We start from the raw sequence: 16,989 nt of genomic DNA, 5'->3' as shown, positions 1-16,989 counted from the left end.
TGCACCGCGAAGCCGGACGACGACGTCCGGCGCGCGACGCGCACCCGGCTGCGAGGCCTCGTTCAGTTGCCTGCGAGACTGCTTTTCAGCAGGAATTCCAGCAAATCGTCCGAGGTCGGTTCGCCCCACGTATCCAGCGCGAGCCATCGGAAGAAGCTGGTCTGTGCGAGCTTGCTCGCCTTCTTCTTCGGCGACAGCGTCAGGTCCTTCGAGCCTGCCACCGTCTCGTTGTAACGCTCGATCAGCTTGGTCTGGTCGTCGATCTCCAGTTCGCGGAAGTACGCACCGGCTTCCTCGACCTTCGCCGCCAGATATTTGTCGCGAATCTGCTCCTGCTTGCTCTGCGCAGACTCCTTCGCCGGTGCGGCCGTCTCCGTTCCCTGCCCGTCGGCCAGCGTGTAGCCGTGCGTCAGCGCCTTGCGGAAATACGCGGCCACGTTGTCGACCGGGGCCGCATTCTTCTTCGTAGTCCGATTGAGCGTATAGGCAATCGCTGCCTTGATGCGCTGTACGCCGTATTGCGTGATCAGCCGGCGCGCTTCCGAACGCGGAATGCCGAACTTGGCGACCTCCTCGACCAGCGCTTCGTTCTTGACGTCGCCATCCTCCACCGTATCGGCGCTCTGCTTGCGCGTCACCTTGAACTGGACGGCTTCCACGCTCCGGCCGGACTTGTGTTCGATCAACTCGAGCGTGTGATCCGAAACTTCGTTCACCTCCTGAATGCACGGCACCAGGACCTTGCTCTTGAACAGCTTGTATTCCTTGTACGACTGCGACGCCTTGTCCTGGCCGAGAATGAGGTCACGAAATTTCGGCAGCGGGATCTTAGCGGTGATGCCGATCCCCTCGTAGCGCACCGTGTTTTCCCACAACGCGAGCGAGTGCGACCGCCGGAACTCGCGGGCGATCCGCATATCGATCAGTGCATAGATCTCCGGGTTGAGCAACTCGCTGCGAATCTGGTCGGAGAAGCTGTACTTCAGCACCGATTGCTCGAGCTCCGCGCCGGCGAGCAGGCCCGACGCTTTCCAGACCGTCGACCGATCCGCGGCCAGGTAGTCCCAGTTGACGACGGTACTGATCAGCGAGTTGACCGTGTCCTTCACGTATTTCGTGTTGTTGCTGTTCAACCCGCTCTCGTGCGAAAGCGACGCGATCGAGATCGAGAAGCTCGTCCGGCCTGGCTCGAATGCCTCCTGCCGAAGCGCGTTCTTGATCAGCGAGCTGAACATCTTGCGCTGCTGCAGACCGATCTTTCCGGACTTGGGCGCGATATGAATCGCCTGGACCGCCTTGCGCAGCAAGTCGGGGGGCTCGGGTGTCTGAAACAGCGAAACCTGTTTGTCTGAGCCTTTGCTTGCGGGCTTGCGCGGCATCGTAATGTCCGGATAAGGTCACCTTGTTGAGAGCGGACTTTATACCTTTTCGCGCCGAGGGGCAACGCCCGTGTTCCCGCTTTACTTGCACTATCGAGTCTAAGCTTCAGATCCAAAAGGAAAATTTGCGATCAGACGATCTGTGTAGAACCCCATATCCATCTACCTTTCGACCAAAATGCTTCCCACAAGCCGCTACCTTTCATACCCGGACACGGAAACCCGGCACGAGATTTGCCCTCGGCAAGGTAACCATCCATGGGAAACCAATACGCAGAATCCAGATCGTCGGGCAAACTCATGGTGCCGTGCAGCACAGTCGCGTTTTCTTCCCATAACTTGCTACCTTCACCGATTCCCACAGAAGGGTACCTATCGACCAGGCACGGCGACAGTGACTGCGCTGATTTTGGCCCTGAAGGTAGACATTGCTCCCATAAACGGCAACCCATTGTTTTCCCCATAACTGGTTACCTGTCCATGGCATCGATCCTGTCCATGGGAACCCGCCACCGGCAATCTTGGAGAAATGCAATCGAGCAGCCCAAAATGCTACCCATAACCGGCTACCTTTGAGTCGTCCCATAACCGGCTACCAGAGAAAAATCACTGTGCACCCCTGTATGTACGGATCGAAAAAAGCGCACCATAAAAGGCTACCTTCAGCCGTTCCCATGGACGACTACCCAACGCGTTTCCAGGCCGATTTCCCATAACCGGGTACGCTTGCCCCATATCCACAACCCCGATCCCCCACAACCCGGTACCCCAAACCCCAAATCCACAGACCTGAAACCCCAGACCCTTACACCTGTGCTCCCATAAATGGGTACCGAACACCTGTCAAACCCTTATCGGATAAGGCTGTGAGCCGTCTAAAAGTAGTTAAAGAAGTAAACGTGGTTTACAAAAGATGTAAACACACGTGCGCTTCCAGAAAAAGACGAACCCCATAAACCGCTACCAATGGGTAGCCGTCTATGGTGCAGCAAGCATCGCAATGCTTCGATTCAGGGGTGGAAAGCAATGGTTCGGCACCTCGTCCCGCAAAGGCTTCAGGCCCGACAAGGCTTCCAGAAGAGGTAAGTACACACTCACATCGGCTGAAACGTAGAAACCTATGGGAGAAAAACGGGGGAAAAGTCTCCGTTTGCAGACACAGGTTCCCATCTATGGGATCAAAAAAACCGTTCGGCGACTTCCCCAGTGTCTGTTATTGACCGGCAAAACCGATCAGCGCCCGGAAACACCGATCTCTTCGGTTTCGTTCACAGCAGTTTGAAATCATCCGAGACGGCAAGCGAAGGGGGTTTTTTTGCACTCAGGCTTCCCTGTCCGGGAACAAGTTTTTCCGTTTGGCTATCCGCGCGTCTCGTCAAATTTAGCCTGCGGGCTGTGCACTGAGGAAATCGACGCGACGTGCTTCGCCACCCAGGGCTCCCAAATTTCTACCTTTGGAGCCACCAACCGAAGATCAAAGCTGTGCCGCCGAATCGCAAGCAGAGGTTCGGGAACGGCCTCCCGGAGATCAATTGGGTGGCGGGCACTGTCTGCACGCGTCGCCAGCTCCTGGGGCGATCTGGCGCACGTCGCGAACCAAAGTGAAGATGCGGGCGATCACGAAGCTCACCGCAATCGGATTCGAGCGATGATCCCGAACATTCTCACCTTCCGACGCGTCCGAATCCCGTAAAAGCTCACTGATCAGGCAAGACCACAGGTATCGGCATGCTGTGCGGGCTGCAACACGCGCCAGGATGCCGGGTGGATAAGGTCGCAGAATGAAAAACCTGTGACTCGAGCACGCTGCGCTCCCGGACAGGATCAGACGGCTCGCAAGCATTGCCGCGACATCACCACCCTGCGTGCCGGGTTCACCAGAAGAGCATGGCGACATCGGCACGATACCGTCGGCGTAGTCGTGAAGTGATTCCGGCCGATGTCTTCACCGCACGCAACGCATCCGTGCGTTTCGTCATGCAGATACGGGAGCACGCGGCGGCGAGTTTTACCGGCTCGGGTCATTCTCGGCATCACAGCGCGGCGATTGGTTGCCGGATCGAACGCTGCGCGCTGCGGCGATGCAATCGTGCATGCCTTGACCACCGCAAGCCGAATCGTGGCCGTTTATGGGAGGAACCGTCGCTTGAACCGCGTCGACGGGCAACATGTCGCACAGTTCGACTGCTGCTGCTGTGGTCCTGATGGGTCAGATAACGGTCATATCAAGCGTGAGCATGCCGGCAACACCACCTATGAAACAGTCATTGGCAACTTGCGTCGCAGCGCACCGCGCGGACGTGACCGATCCTCGTCGCTGAAGCGCGGGTACACCGATCGTTTCCTGTCGCCGCCACGGCGCGATCCGAACGCACGCCGATGCGCGATACACAGTTCCTGTCCTGCCAACGACGGTCGCACGGCATCCACGTTTTCTCCCATACGTGTATCCCCAACTCCGTTGTCACGTTGGCACCACATTTTTCGAGACGCGGTTATGATGCACAGGTCCCGAACACGGCATGACAACCGATCGGGGCAGGGGCGGTATCTCGTGGTCTTTCAATCCGTGATAAACCAGAAAAGAGAGTTCAGCGATGCGAATCCAGATCAGAAAACTCACGCTGGCTGCTACCGCAGCCGCGTTCCTGTTCGGCTCGGCAGTTCCCGCGTTTGCGCAGACCGACGCCAGCGCGCCCGCTGCACAGGACGCAAAGGCAGCGAAGAGCCAGGCACGCAAGGCAGCCAGGGCCCAACGCAAGGCAGAGCATAAGGCTGCGCGTGCGAAGAACAACGCCGAACTGAAGAAACTCGAAGACGCCGGTTACAAGCCGGCGGCCAATGATCCGAACTATCCGCAGAACCTGCAGAACGCGGAGAAGAAAGCCGCCGGCGCCAGTCAGTAAGCGCCGTCGGGCGGCAAGCCGCGGGTCGATCCGAGGCTTGCCGCGTGCGCCGCGGCCCCGCGGCGCACATCGAAAGCAGCATTTCCGGGATCGACGAAGGCAAACACAATCCATACGCTTGCGTTATTTGATTCGGATTCCTGCATGTCTTGGCGCGCATGACCCGTACACCGACGCGGTCAGCTCTGCCCGAGCGGCGCCGCCGCGTTTCCCGCCACCTTCAGCCAGTTCTTGAATGCCCGCACCGCGTCGTCGTTTGCGCGTGCGGAGGCCACGTACGTGAAGTAGCGCCACGGCGGCAGCGCCGGTTCGCTGAACGGTTGTACGAGCCGACCTTCGGCGATGTCGTCTGCGACGAGCGCGATCGGCCCCATCGCGACGCCGAGCCCGTCGAGCGCGCCTTGCAGCGTCAGGTAGAAATGCTCGAGCGTGAGCGAGTGTCGCGGCACGAGATTCGGATATCCGGCTGCCGCGAGCCATTCAGGCCACATGCCGGGATAGGTCGCCGCGTGCAGCAGCGTGAAGCCGGCGAGATCGGCGGGCGTCCGCAACGGCCGCCGCTCCAGCAGTTTCGGCGCACACACCGGCAGCCGAACCTCTGACAGGAATTCCTCGGCAACGTAACCGTCGATGGCCTGCGGGCCGCCGCGAACGATCAGGTCGACCTTGTCGCGCAGCTTTTCGATCGGCTCGTTCGACGTCGACAGGCGCACCTCGATGGCCGGGTGGGCAACCTGGAACGACGACAGCTTCGGCACCAGCCAGCGCAACGAAAATGTCGCCGGTGCGCTGACGCGCAGCACGCGCTGCTGCGCATGGCCGAAATGCTGTGCGGTGGCGAGCGCGATCCGGTCGAACGACGCCCCGACTTCGGCGAGATACGCGCGGCCCGAGTCGGTCAGTTCGACCCGCCGGTTATGGCGTTCGAACAGCGGCCGCCCGAGCCACGACTCCAGTTGCTGCACGTGCCGGCTGATCGCGCCGTGGGTCACGCACAGTTCGTCGGCGGCCAGCGTGAAACTGCCGAGGCGCGCGGCGGCTTCGAACGCACGGAGCGAATTCAGCGGGGGGAGTCGTCGGGCCATGGCATCGTTTCGTGTGATATTTATTCACACGACAGTTCAGGTTTAATCGTTTGATCGGGTGCTTGAGCTCCGCCAATATGGCATACAAACGGCCAGCTCGGCCGAACGATTGTCTGAATTTCTCACATGGAGTGCGGAGCATGCCGAACGTGGTGGTCGTGGGCGCCCAATGGGGCGACGAAGGTAAGGGGCGCGTCGTGGACTGGCTGGCGGCACAGGCCGATCTCGTTGCACGCTACAACGGCGGCCACAATGCGGGACATACGCTGGTCGTCGGCGGCAAGACGTACAAGCTCGCGCTGCTGCCGAGCGGTGTCGTGCGCGGCAAGCGCGGCGTGATCGGCAACGGCGTGGCGCTCGATCCGGAAGCGCTGCTCGCGGAAATCGGGCGGATGGCCGAACTCGGGCTGTCGGTGACGCCGGACAACCTGTCGATCGCCGAGAACGCGACGCTGGTGCTGCCGATCCACCGCGCGATCGACCAGGCTCAGGAGCGTCTGCGCCGCGAGCCCATCGGCACCACGCTGCGCGGGATCGGGCCGGCCTACGAGGACAAGGTCGGGCGTCGCGGGCTGCGCGTCGGCGATCTCGCGGAACCGGGCCAACTCGCTGCCAAACTGGATGTGCTCGTCGATTACCACAACGCGTGGTTCCGCGGCCTGGGGCTCGACGCGTATTCCCGTGACGCGATGCTGGCGACGCTGGTCGACCTAGCGCCGCGGATCCTGCCGTTCGTGCGCCCCGTCTGGGCCGATCTCAACGATGCGACCGACCGCGGCGAGCGCGTCCTGTTCGAGGGGTCGCAAGCCGTGATGCTGGACATCGACTGGGGCACGTACCCGTTCGTGACGTCGTCCGGCACCGTTGCATCGGCGGCGGCGGCCGGGACAGGGCTCGGCGCGTCGAAGCTCGGTCACGTGCTGGGCGTCACCAAGGCGTATGCGACGCGGGTCGGCGGGGGCCCGTTTCTCACCGAGCTGTCCGATGCGACCGGCGAAACGCTGCGCGCACGCGGGCAGGAGTTCGGCGTGAATACCGGCCGGCCGCGCCGCTGCGGATGGCTCGATGCCGCACAGTTGCGTCAGGCCGTCAGGATCTCGGGCATCGATTCGCTGGCGCTCACCAAGCTCGACGTGCTCGACGGTTTCGAGTCGATCGAGCTGTGCGTCGGCTACGAACTCGATGGCGTGCGGGTCGACCACCTGCCGGCGAGCCTCGATGCGCAGTCGCGCGCGAAGCCTGTGTACGAACGGTTCGACGGCTGGCACGGCACCGTGAAGGGGATACGCGAACGTGCGGCGCTGCCGCGCGCCGCGCAGGATTTCATTGCGCGCGTCGAAGCGGTCGCGGGTGCACCGGTTTCGATGATCACGACCGGTGCGGAGCGCGACGACACGATCGTGTTGCGCAATCCGTTCGATGCGGCCGCCACGGCCTGATGCGTCATACATGACGTGAAACGCAGGGCGGTATCGTGGTCGCCGGGTAGTTTTTGCCGATCCGATGCCGTTCGCGTGCCGGCGCGTCCGGTTGAGTATGCGCCCGGCCCGTACGGCCGCGCGCACGGCAGCTCGGCAACACGATTCGGCATCCGGATCACGCCGCGTACGGCGAACTGGACACGTCTGCATGGCTGCTGTACTGTTCCGCACAATTCGCGCCAGACCGGCCTGCGCCGGCGCAGCCGGCACCATGGCCGCACGGTGGCGCGACGTGATCTCAATCCCGGGGACAGGTCGATGGACACGTTACAGATGATGCGCATTTTCGTCCGGGTTGCGGAAGAGGGCAGCTTCACGAGCGCGGCCCATCGCCTGGACATCACGACCGCCTATGCATCGCGGTCGGTCGCGCAGCTCGAAACGCATCTGCGCACGCGCCTGCTCAACCGCAGCACGCGCCGCATCGCGCTGACCGACGCCGGGCAGCGCTATCTCGACCGCTGCCAGCGCATCCTCGGCTATATCGACGAAGCAGAAGCCGAGGCGGCCGACGCACAGGCGAAGCCGTCCGGACGGCTGCATGTCCATGCGACGACGAGCTTCGGCCAGGCCTACGTGGTGCCCGCGGTCGTGCGCTACCGGCAGCGCTATCCATCGGTCGCGGTCGAGCTGACGCTGTCGCAGCATGTGCCCGACATCATCGACGAAGGCTACGACGTGTCGCTGCAGTTGAGCGCGACGGAGCTGCCCGATTCGGGGCTCGTGTCGCAGCGGCTCGGCGAGGTGCACAGCGTGCTGTGCGCGTCGCCCGCGTATCTGAAGGAGCGCGGTACGCCGAGCACGGTGCGCGAGCTCGACGGCCATGCGTGCCTGCAGATCGTCACGCCGGTATTTCCGCGCGATCGCTGGCATCTCGATGGCCCCGACGGCCCCGAGACGTTCGACCTGCCGTTGCCGGATTTCCAGGTGAACATCGCCGACGCGCTCGGCGCCGCATTGCGCGCCGGCCTCGGCATCGGTTCGCTGCCGATGTCGTCGGCACTGCCCGCGCTGGCGAGCGGCGCGCTGGTGCGCGTGCTGCCTGACTACCGGTTGCAGAAGCTGACGGTCTACACGCTGTATCCATCACGCCAGTATCTCGATGCGAAAATCCGCACGTTCGTCGATTTCCTGCGCGAATGCGTGCCCGAGATGCTGTCCGCCGACGAGGCTGCGCTGCACGCGTCCTGCAAGTCCTGAGGTCTCACCGTCGGCGTGTGAATACGAGGCTGCGCATCAATCGAACAAATAATACGCAGTCCTGTATTTGACGCAGATATCGCCTTTATCTTCACGACCGACCCGGCCAGTGATGCCCGATTCACTGGCGTGCCCTTATGAAAGCGCTTGCTTTCGATATCGAACATCGTTGGTTCGATGCTTGGCGCCCACCCCCTAGAATCGGTTCGACCGGCTTCATCGCATGCGTGCGCAAAGCTGCATCCTCTTCATCGAACCCGATACGACATGGCAGACCAACACTCCACAACCCGCCGCCGGCTCCTGCATGCCGGCCTGGCGATCGCGGCGGGCGCCGCCGCGCATCCGGGCTTTGCACTGGCGAGCACGGCCGGCGCGCGTACGTTGCGCATCGGCTACCAGAAAGGGCCGCTCAGCCTGCTGAAGGCGCGCGGCACGCTGCAGGGCAAGCTCGCGTCACTCGGCGTGAGCGTCACGTGGACCGAGTTTCCGTCGGGGCCGCCGCAGCTCGAGGCGCTGAACGCCGGATCGATCGACTTCGGCGATGTCGGCGAGGCACCGCCGATCTTCGCGCTCGCAGCCGGCGCGCCGCTCGTCTATTACGCGCAGACGCCGGCCGGCCCCGCAGCCGAGGCGGTGGTGGTCGCGAAGGATTCACCGGTCAAGACGTTTGCGGACCTGCGCGGCAAGCGCATCGCGCTGGTGAAGGGATCGAACACGCACTTCCTGCTGGTCCGGCTGCTGCAGGCCGCCAAGCTCAACTATGCGGACGTCACGCCGGTCTGGCTGTCGCCGTCCGATGCACGGGCCGCGTTCGAGAACCGCTCGGTCGATGCATGGATCATCTGGGATCCATTTCTCGCGGTGGTCCAGCAGGTGTTCGGCGCGCGCATCGTCGCGGACGGCACCGGGCTCGTCGAGAATCGCAGCTATTACTTTGCGTCGCGCACGTATGCGCAGCGCAATGCCGACGTGCTGGACGCAGCCGTGTCGGAATTGACTGCAGTTCAGCGATGGCTCGATGCGAACCGCGCGCAGGGCGCGGCCGAGTTCTCGAAGCTGTGGGGGATTCCGGAGCCGGCGGTGGCGCTCGCGTTTCGCCGCGCGCGCTTCGGTGTCGAGCCCGTCACGCGCGACACGCTCGCCTATCAACAGCGCATCGCCGACGTGTTCTACCAGGCCGGTGTCCTGCCGAAACGCGTCGACGTCAGCCAGGCCGCCCCGCCCGCGCTCGCGTGAGAAGGTGCAGCCGGCCACGCACGTCGGGCTCAACGGCGGAGCGGCAGCGCGACATCGTCCGGAATCGGGCACACGTACGGCCGGCCGCCGCGCCGAGCAGGTCGATCGCGGGCGCGGCCATCGCATTCGCTGCAAGCAGCGTCCTCTTGTGCGCGACCCACTGCCACGCGTGCACCGCGCGCGTGAGGTACCGGCCTACGGCGCGACGCGGGATAGCGGCACGGCTTCGTCGCGCAGCTTCAGGACATCGCGGCCCGGCGCATCGCCGAAGAGGCGTGCGTATTCGCGGCTGAACTGCGACGCGCTCACATAGCCGACACTGCGGCACGCCTGCCGCGCGTCCATCGCCGACAGGCACATCAGGCGGCGCGCCTCCTGCAGCCGCAGCACCTTCTGGCATTGCAACGGGCTCATCGACGTGACCGCACGGAAGTGGTGATGGAAGGTCGATGGGCTCATGTCCACCTGTCGCGCGAGCGATTCGACCGTCATCGGATCGAGGTAGTGGTCGCGGATCCAGGCGACGGCACGCGAGATGCGCTGCGTCGTCGAGTCGCCCTGGCCGACTTGCGCGACACGCGCACCCGACGGACCGCGCAGCAGCCGAATGAGGATTTCGTCGACGATCAGCGGCGCGAGCAGGTCGATGTCCTCGGGCTGCGCGATCAGTTGCATCAGCCGCACGACGGCGTCGACGATTTCAGGCGGTGCATCGTGCGTATCGAGTGCGCCGCAGTCGACGGCCTTCGGCAGCCCGAGCGGAAACACGCGTGGTGTGAGTGCCGCGATGCGGGCCGGGTCGAGTTCCAGTTGTGCATAAAGGAACGGCTCGGCCGGGCTCGCGCGCATCACGCGGCCGGTGACGGGCAGGTCGGCCGTCGCAACCAGCATCCGCGATTCGTCGATCACGTAGGTGTCGTCGCCGACCCGTGTCGATTTCGCGCCTTGCCCGACGATGCCCAGGCATGCGTGGTGCACGCCATGGTTCCAGTGCGGCGGCGACGCGGAGGCGCGCGCGATGCGCATGCCGCGCACCGGGAGCTCGAACGTGCCGTCGTGCGGCGCGTAGGCGGCGATCAGCGCAGCGAGCCGGGCCGTGGGCGACCGGGCCGGCGACCAACGGTCGTGATCGGGCGGGATGCGCTGTCGCGGCAGCGTTCGGGCGTCGATTTCCATATTGCGTGAGCGGATGGCGGAGTGGTCGGTGCAAGGTGCGCGGCTGCGATTCCCGGTGGATGTCCCGGCAGGGGGCCGGCACGGCGGTCACATCGTACGGCGAGTCGCGTGCACGTGATTGCCTAAACCTGTCGGAAATTAGCCCGATCATCCGGATCTGCATGGCCGGCGAACGCATCGCCTCGCGTTGCGCGGTGTGCAGCGCACAAATTCGGAAATTAAGGCAAAACAATCGCAGGATCGGGCAAGCCAATTTCCGGCAGTTTTCATACCATTGCACCTGCTGAAAGAAACGTGAGCCAGTGCACTCGGGCGATGCGGGTATGACCGTCGCATGGCCGGCGGATGCCGCCGGCGTCGCCGCTGCGAACCACTGGAAAAGACTCAGGACTGCTATTCGAATGTTCGTGCATCGGGCCAGCCGAGGCCGGCTTGCGTCCGTTGCATGCCGGCACGCGTCTGGCGCGAGCGTGCCGACCCGATCCGCCGTGGCCGGCGTCGGTGCCGCCGCATTGGCCGGGCCGTTGCATGTCGGTCGCGACACCGCGACGGGCGCGCGCGTCGAGGCAGTCGGCCGCGCAGGGGAATCCGGACAAATGGACCAACTTCAATCGATTCGGGCATTCGTGACGGTGGCAAGGGAAGGCGGGTTTCGCCGGGCGGCAACGCGGCTGCGCGTGTCGACGGCGATGGCGAGCCGGCTGGTCGACGCGCTCGAGACGCGCCTTGGCGCACGCCTGCTTCAACGCAGCACCTGCCATCAGTCGCTGACGGAAATCGGCGAGCTGTATCTCGCGCGCGTCGAGCGGATTCTCGGTGCGATCGACGAGATCGACGGTCGTTTCGTCGCGATGGGCAGCAAGCCGGAAGGCGCGCTGCGCATTGCCGCGCCGGTCGCGTTCGGGCTCAGCCAGTTGAGCGCGTTGCTCGATCGTTTCGTGAGCGGGTTTCCGGACGTGCGGCCGACCGTGACGCTGACCGATGCCCATGTCGACCTGACATCCGAAGACATCGATGTCGCGTTCCTGACCGACGGCATGCCGGTTACCGGTGCGCACGCTGGCCGCCTACGAATCCGTGCGCGTCGCGGCGCCGGGTTATGCCGACGCGCACGGCGGCGCGGCTGCGTCGGGCGACTGGCCGGACATCACGGCCGTGCGGCTCGATCTGCCGGCGGCCGGCGATGACGATGCGGCTTCGTTTCGACCCGACGCGTCGCCCGTCGGCAGTCCGGGCGTCGGCCATCTCGAGATGGCCCGGCGGCTGGCCGTGGCCGGCATGGGCGCCGCGGTGCTGCCCGCGTATCTCGTCGACGCCGATCTGGCGGCTGGCACGCTGGTGCGCGTGGCACCGGTCCGCCCGCTCGCGCCCGTGACGCTGAAGCTCGCGCATGCGCGCACCGCGCATCTGCCGGCCGCTGCACGGGCATTCATCGAATTCGCCGGCGCCGCGTTCCGGCCCGCGAGCTAGCGGCCCGCTTGGCCGTTGCGGTAACCCGTGCCCTTCGTGGGCGCGGGCTCACGGTTCCTTTTCCACGGAAGCAGTTCGACGAACGAACGCTCCGCAGGGCGCAACGCACGCCTGAAATACGCGTCCGCATCTGCGGCAAACCGGAAGTGACAGCATTCCGGCCGCACGTGCAGGTCACGAGGAGATCTGGTGATTCCCATTGAAGGTCGTCTATTTGTGAGAGGTCGCTCCATGCGCGTCGAACGGGTTCCATACCGCTTAATCACTGCTGCAACGGCTGCCGTTTTCCTGGCCGCGTGCGGGAAAAAAGAATCGGCGCCGCCGCCGCAAACGCCGGAAGTCGGCGTCGTCACCGTCCAGCCGCAGGCCGTGCCGGCGGTTACCGAACTGCCGGGCCGCACCAGCGCGTTTCTCGTTGCGCAGGTGCGTGCGCGAGTCGACGGCATCGTGCTGCGTCGTGAATTCACCGAAGGCACCGACGTCAAGGCTGGCCAGCGTCTGTACAAGATCGATCCGGCGCCGTATATCGCTGCATTGAACAGTGCGAAGGCGACTCTCGCGAGGGCGCAGGCGAACCTCGTCACGCAGAACGCGCTGGTCGCCCGCTACAAGGTGCTGGTGGCTGCGAACGCGGTCAGCAAGCAGGACTATGACAACGCGGTGGCCACGCAAGGCCAGGCTGCGGCGGACGTCGCGGCCGGCAAGGCGGCGGTCGATACCGCACAGATCAACCTCGGCTACACCGATGTCGTGTCGCCGATCACCGGCCGCGTCGGTATTTCGCAAGTGACGCCGGGCGCGTACGTGCAGGCGAGCCAGGCGACGCTGATGTCGACGGTGCAGCAGCTCGACCCGGTGTATGTCGACCTCACGCAATCGAGCCTCGACGGGCTGAAGCTGCGCCAGGACGTGCAGAGCGGCCGCCTGAAGACGAGCGGCCCGGGCGCCGCGAAAGTGTCGCTGATCCTTGAGGACGGCAAGACCTATGCGGAACCGGGCAAGCTGCAGTTCTCGGACGTGACGGTCGACCAGACCACGGGCTCGGTGACGATCCGCGCGATCTTCCCGAACCCGGGCCGCGTGCTGCTGCCGGGGATGTTCGTGCGCGCACGGATCGAGGAAGGCGTGAACGAGAACGCGTTCCTGGTGCCGCAGATCGGCGTCACGCATGACCAGAAGGGCCAGGCGATTGCACTGGTCGTGAATGCGTCCAACAAGGTCGAGACGCGTCCGTTGACGACGGCCGGCACGTATGGCCAGGACTGGATCGTCGAAGGCGGTCTGCAAGCGGGCGATCACGTGATCGTGCAGGGCGTCGACAAGGTGCGCCCGGGGGCCACCGTGAAGACCGTCGCGGCGCAGCTCGCACCGGCGCCGGACGCTGCGCCCGGCACACCGGCCAGCGCCGCGAATGCGTCCGGCGCCGCGCCGGCGAGCACCGCCGCCCATGCTGCCGCGAGTCCGACCGCTGCGTCGGCCGCGCAATAACAAGGAGTCCGTTTCATGGCCAAGTTCTTTATCGATCGCCCGATCTTTGCGTGGGTGATCGCGATCGTGCTGATGCTGGCCGGCGTCGCATCGATCTTCAAGATGCCGATCGCGCAGTATCCGACGATCGCACCGCCGACGATCCAGATCCAGGCGAACTATCCGGGCGCTTCCGCGAAGACGGTGGAAGACACGGTGACGCAGGTGATCGAGCAGCAGATGAGCGGTCTCGACAACTTCCTGTACATGTCGTCGACCAGTGACGACTCGGGCAACGCGACGATCACGCTGACCTTCTCGCCGGGCACGAATCCGGACGTCGCGCAGGTACAGGTGCAGAACAAGTTGTCGCTCGCGACGCCGAATCTGCCGCAGGTCGTGCAGCAGCTCGGCATGCAGGTCACGAAGTCGAGCAGCAACTGGCTGATGTGGTTCGCGTTCAACTCCGAGGACGGCAGCATGTCGAAGGAGGACCTGACGAACTACGTGGCGTCGCATGTGCTCGATCCGCTCAGCCGCGTGAACGGCGTCGGCCAGACGCTGCTGCTCGGTTCGCAGTTCTCGATGCGGATCTGGCTCGACCCGGTCAAGCTGACCAACTACAGCCTCACGCCGACCGACGTATCGGCCGCGATCACGCAGCAGAACGTGCAGATCGCGGGCGGCCAGATCGGCGGCACGCCGGCGAAGCCGGGCACCATGCTGCAGGCGACGATCACCGAATCGACGCTGCTGCGCACGCCCGAGCAGTTCGGCAACATCCTGCTGAAGGTCAACCAGGACGGCTCGCAGGTTCGCCTGAAGGACGTGGGCCGCGCGGCGCTCGGCTCCGAGAACTACACGTTCGACACGAAGTACATGGGGCAGCCGACGGCCGGCCTCGGCATCCAGCTCGCGACCGGCGCGAACGCGCTGGCGACCGCGACCGCGCTGCGGGCCAAGGTCCAGGAGCTGTCGAAGTACTTCCCGCACGGTCTCGTCGTCCACTATCCGTACGACACGACGCCGTTCGTGCGCCTGTCGATCGAGGAAGTGGTCAAGACGCTGCTCGAAGGTATCGTGCTCGTGTTCCTCGTGATGTACCTGTTCCTGCAGAACCTGCGGGCGACGATCATCCCGACGATCGCGGTGCCGGTCGTGCTGCTCGGCACGTTCGCGATCATGGGCCTCGCCGGTTTCTCGATCAACACGCTGTCGATGTTCGGCCTCGTGCTCGCGATCGGCCTGCTGGTCGACGATGCAATCGTGGTGGTCGAGAACGTCGAGCGCGTGATGGCGGAGGAGGGCCTGTCACCGAAGGAAGCGACCCGCAAGGCGATGGGCCAGATCACCGGCGCACTCGTCGGCGTGGCGCTCGTGCTGTCGGCGGTGTTCGTGCCGGTGGCGTTCTCGGGCGGCTCGGTCGGCGCGATCTATCGTCAGTTCTCGCTGACGATCGTGTCGGCGATGGTGCTGTCGGTGCTCGTCGCGTTGATTCTGACGCCGGCACTGTGCGCGACGATCCTCAAGCCGATCCCGCAAGGGCATCATGAAGAGAAGAAGGGCTTCTTCGGCTGGTTCAACCGGACTTTCGACCGCAGCCGCGATCGCTATACGGGCGGCGTGAACCATGTGATCCGGCGCTCGGGCCGCTGGCTCGTGATCTACCTGGCCGTGTTCATCGCGGTCGGCGTGATGTTCGCGCGCCTGCCGAAGTCGTTCCTGCCGGACGAGGACCAGGGCTACATGTTCATGATCGTGCAGACGCCGTCCGGTTCCACGCAGGAAACGACCGGCAAGACGCTCGACAACATCAACACGTACCTGACCACCACCGAGAAGGACGTGGTCGACTCGGTGTTCACGGTCAACGGCTTCAGCTTTGCGGGCCGCGGCCAGAACGCCGGTCTGGTGTTCGTGAAGCTGAAACCGTACGAGCATCGCCAGCGTTCGGACCAGAAGGTGCAGGCGCTGATCGGCCGGACCTTCGCGCACTACTCGCAATACAAGGACGCGATGGTGATTCCGTTCAACCCGCCGTCGATTCCCGAACTCGGTACGGCCGCCGGCTTCGACTTCGAGCTGACGGACAACGCCGGTCTCGGCCACGAAGCGCTGATGGCTGCGCGCGGCCAGCTGCTCGGGATGGCCGCGAAGGATCCCGCATTGGCGCTCGTGCGCCCGAACGGCCTGAACGATACGCCGCAGTACAAGGTCGACATCGACCGCGAGAAGGCGAACGCGCTCGGCGTCACGGCCGCTGCGATCGACCAGACGTTCTCGATCGCGTGGGCGTCGCAGTACGTGAACAACTTCCTGGATACGGACGGCCGGATCAAGAAGGTGTACGTGCAGTCGGACGCGCCGTTCCGGATGACGCCGGAAGACCTGAACATCTGGTACGTGCGCAACAGCGCGGGTGGCATGGTGCCGTTCAGCGCGTTCGCGACCGGCCACTGGAGCTACGGTTCGCCGAAGCTCGAGCGCTACAACGGCGTGTCGTCGATCGAGATCCAGGGGCAGGCCGCGGAAGGCAAGTCGACCGGCCAGGCGATGGCGGCAATGGAAGCGCTCGCGAGCAAGCTGCCGGAAGGTATCGGCTACGCGTGGACGGGCCTGTCGTTCCAGGAAATCCAGTCCGGCTCGCAGGCGCCGATCCTGTATGCGATCTCGATCCTCGTCGTGTTCCTGTGTCTGGCGGCACTGTATGAAAGCTGGTCGATCCCGTTCTCGGTGATCATGGTCGTGCCGCTCGGCGTGGTCGGCGCGCTGCTCGCGACGATGCTGCGCGGCCTCGAGAACGACGTGTTCTTCCAGGTCGGCCTGCTGACTACCGTGGGCTTGTCCGCGAAGAACGCGATCCTGATCGTCGAGTTCGCACGCGAGTTGCAGGCGCAGGGGAACATGGGGCCGGTGCGTGCGGCGATCGAGGCGGCCCGCCTGCGGCTGCGTCCGATCCTGATGACGTCGCTCGCGTTCATGCTGGGCGTGCTGCCGCTTGCGATCAGCAACGGCGCGGGCTCGGCGAGCCAGCATGCGATCGGCACGGGCGTGATCGGCGGGATGATCACGGCGACGTTCCTCGCGATTTTCATGATCCCGATGTTCTTCGTGCGGGTTCGCGCGATCTTCAGCGGCGAGACGGAAAACGTCGACGACGCATGGCGTCTCGTGCAGGGCGACCTGCAGCGCGGTCACGGCGATGCACACGATTCGAAGGGGCAGTAACGATGCAAAAACACGCTTTGACTGCAACCGCGGCCGCACTGGCTGCCGCGTTGTTCGCCGCGGGCTGCACAATGGCGCCGCATTACAAGCGGCCCGACGCACCCGTCGCGCAGGCGTACCCGGCCGGCGGCGTCTACGCGACGCAGCCGGGTGCGGCCGGCGCGCGCAGCGCGAACGGCCAGACGGCGGCCGCCATCGGCTGGCGCGAATTCTTCGTCGATCCGCGCCTGCAGCGGCTGATCGAGATCGCGCTGAACAACAACCGCGACCTGCGCGTGTCGGTGCTGAACATCGAGGCGGCGCGCGCGCAGTACCAGATCACGCGTGCGGGCTTGTTCCCGACGCTCGACGGTACGGG

General features: G+C 64.6%; 12 protein-coding genes. 9 read left to right on the top strand and 3 right to left on the bottom strand.

Annotated features, from left to right (window positions below; genetic code table 11):
- Positions 1–62: 62 nt before the first annotated feature.
- On the bottom strand, positions 63–1,379 hold the full coding sequence (locus B7G54_RS33320; RefSeq protein WP_085042972.1) for a replication initiation protein: 1,317 nt from the start codon (positions 1,377–1,379) through the stop codon (positions 63–65).
- 2,597 nt (positions 1,380–3,976) lie between these two features.
- On the opposite strand from B7G54_RS33320, the gene B7G54_RS33315 reads away from it, so the two are divergent.
- Entirely contained in the window at positions 3,977–4,285 is a 309-nt protein-coding gene (locus B7G54_RS33315) for a hypothetical protein (protein WP_085042971.1), read from the top strand.
- Positions 4,286–4,464: 179 nt separating this feature from the next.
- On the opposite strand, the gene gcvA is transcribed toward B7G54_RS33315, so the two are convergent.
- The gene (gcvA, locus tag B7G54_RS33310; RefSeq protein ID WP_085042970.1) at positions 4,465–5,370 is read right to left on the bottom strand and encodes a transcriptional regulator GcvA; all 906 of its coding nucleotides are present in this window, start codon (positions 5,368–5,370) and stop codon (positions 4,465–4,467) included.
- Positions 5,371–5,510: 140 nt separating this feature from the next.
- On the opposite strand from gcvA, the gene B7G54_RS33305 reads away from it, so the two are divergent.
- The 3 genes from B7G54_RS33305 to B7G54_RS33290 all read left to right on the top strand — a co-directional run bounded on the left by B7G54_RS33305 (position 5,511) and on the right by B7G54_RS33290 (position 9,290).
- Positions 5,511–6,809, top strand: a complete 1,299-nt coding sequence (locus B7G54_RS33305; RefSeq protein WP_085042969.1) for an adenylosuccinate synthase — start codon at positions 5,511–5,513, stop codon at positions 6,807–6,809.
- A gap of 300 nt (positions 6,810–7,109) precedes the next feature.
- Positions 7,110–8,051, top strand: coding sequence for a LysR family transcriptional regulator (locus tag B7G54_RS33300; protein WP_085042968.1), 942 nt, complete (start codon positions 7,110–7,112; stop codon positions 8,049–8,051).
- A 267-nt stretch (positions 8,052–8,318) separates the two neighbouring features.
- Positions 8,319–9,290 (top strand): aliphatic sulfonate ABC transporter substrate-binding protein, encoded by a 972-nt coding sequence (locus B7G54_RS33290; protein ID WP_085042967.1) that lies wholly within the window; start codon positions 8,319–8,321, stop codon positions 9,288–9,290.
- Between the two features lie 195 nt (positions 9,291–9,485).
- Here the strand turns inward: B7G54_RS33290 and B7G54_RS33280 are convergent, their stop codons facing one another.
- Positions 9,486–10,466, bottom strand: a complete 981-nt coding sequence (locus tag B7G54_RS33280) for an AraC family transcriptional regulator (RefSeq protein ID WP_085042965.1) — start codon at positions 10,464–10,466, stop codon at positions 9,486–9,488.
- 596 nt (positions 10,467–11,062) lie between these two features.
- Between B7G54_RS33280 and B7G54_RS33275 the strand changes: the two genes are divergently transcribed.
- The 5 genes from B7G54_RS33275 to B7G54_RS33260 form a co-directional block, all read left to right on the top strand.
- A complete protein-coding gene (locus B7G54_RS33275) occupies positions 11,063–11,653 on the top strand; it encodes a LysR family transcriptional regulator (RefSeq protein ID WP_279628100.1) in 591 nt (196 codons plus the stop codon).
- Positions 11,544–11,936, top strand: coding sequence for a LysR substrate-binding domain-containing protein (locus tag B7G54_RS40050; RefSeq protein WP_279628099.1), 393 nt, complete (start codon positions 11,544–11,546; stop codon positions 11,934–11,936). The genes B7G54_RS33275 and B7G54_RS40050 overlap by 110 nt, the downstream gene beginning before the upstream one ends.
- Before the next feature lie 231 nt (positions 11,937–12,167).
- Positions 12,168–13,424 carry an efflux RND transporter periplasmic adaptor subunit gene (locus B7G54_RS33270; protein ID WP_085042964.1) on the top strand — a complete coding sequence of 419 codons (1,257 nt, stop codon included), beginning with the start codon at positions 12,168–12,170 and terminating at the stop codon, positions 13,422–13,424.
- 15 nt (positions 13,425–13,439) lie between these two features.
- The gene (locus B7G54_RS33265) at positions 13,440–16,631 is read left to right on the top strand and encodes an efflux RND transporter permease subunit (protein ID WP_085042963.1); all 3,192 of its coding nucleotides are present in this window, start codon (positions 13,440–13,442) and stop codon (positions 16,629–16,631) included.
- Positions 16,632–16,633: 2 nt separating this feature from the next.
- On the top strand, positions 16,634–16,989 hold a 356-nt coding region (locus tag B7G54_RS33260), incomplete at its 3' end, for a TolC family protein (RefSeq protein WP_165765644.1).

The organism is Burkholderia puraquae, assembly GCF_002099195.1.
Taxonomy (GTDB): domain Bacteria; phylum Pseudomonadota; class Gammaproteobacteria; order Burkholderiales; family Burkholderiaceae; genus Burkholderia; species Burkholderia puraquae.
The sequence above is the reverse complement of the archived record's forward strand: the minus strand, read 5'-3'. Positions and strand labels throughout refer to the sequence as shown.

Coding starts and splice junctions, on each gene's coding strand:
- B7G54_RS33280 (WP_085042965.1), bottom strand. CDS start 10,466: ATGGAAATCGACGCCCGAACGCTGCCGCGACAGCGCATCCCGCCCGAT.
- B7G54_RS33275 (WP_279628100.1), top strand. CDS start 11,063: ATGGACCAACTTCAATCGATTCGGGCATTCGTGACGGTGGCAAGGGAA.
- B7G54_RS33305 (WP_085042969.1), top strand. CDS start 5,511: ATGCCGAACGTGGTGGTCGTGGGCGCCCAATGGGGCGACGAAGGTAAG.
- B7G54_RS33315 (WP_085042971.1), top strand. CDS start 3,977: ATGCGAATCCAGATCAGAAAACTCACGCTGGCTGCTACCGCAGCCGCG.
- B7G54_RS33300 (WP_085042968.1), top strand. CDS start 7,110: ATGGACACGTTACAGATGATGCGCATTTTCGTCCGGGTTGCGGAAGAG.
- B7G54_RS33270 (WP_085042964.1), top strand. CDS start 12,168: ATGCGCGTCGAACGGGTTCCATACCGCTTAATCACTGCTGCAACGGCT.
- B7G54_RS33290 (WP_085042967.1), top strand. CDS start 8,319: ATGGCAGACCAACACTCCACAACCCGCCGCCGGCTCCTGCATGCCGGC.
- B7G54_RS33320 (WP_085042972.1), bottom strand. CDS start 1,379: ATGCCGCGCAAGCCCGCAAGCAAAGGCTCAGACAAACAGGTTTCGCTG.
- B7G54_RS33265 (WP_085042963.1), top strand. CDS start 13,440: ATGGCCAAGTTCTTTATCGATCGCCCGATCTTTGCGTGGGTGATCGCG.
- gcvA (WP_085042970.1), bottom strand. CDS start 5,370: ATGGCCCGACGACTCCCCCCGCTGAATTCGCTCCGTGCGTTCGAAGCC.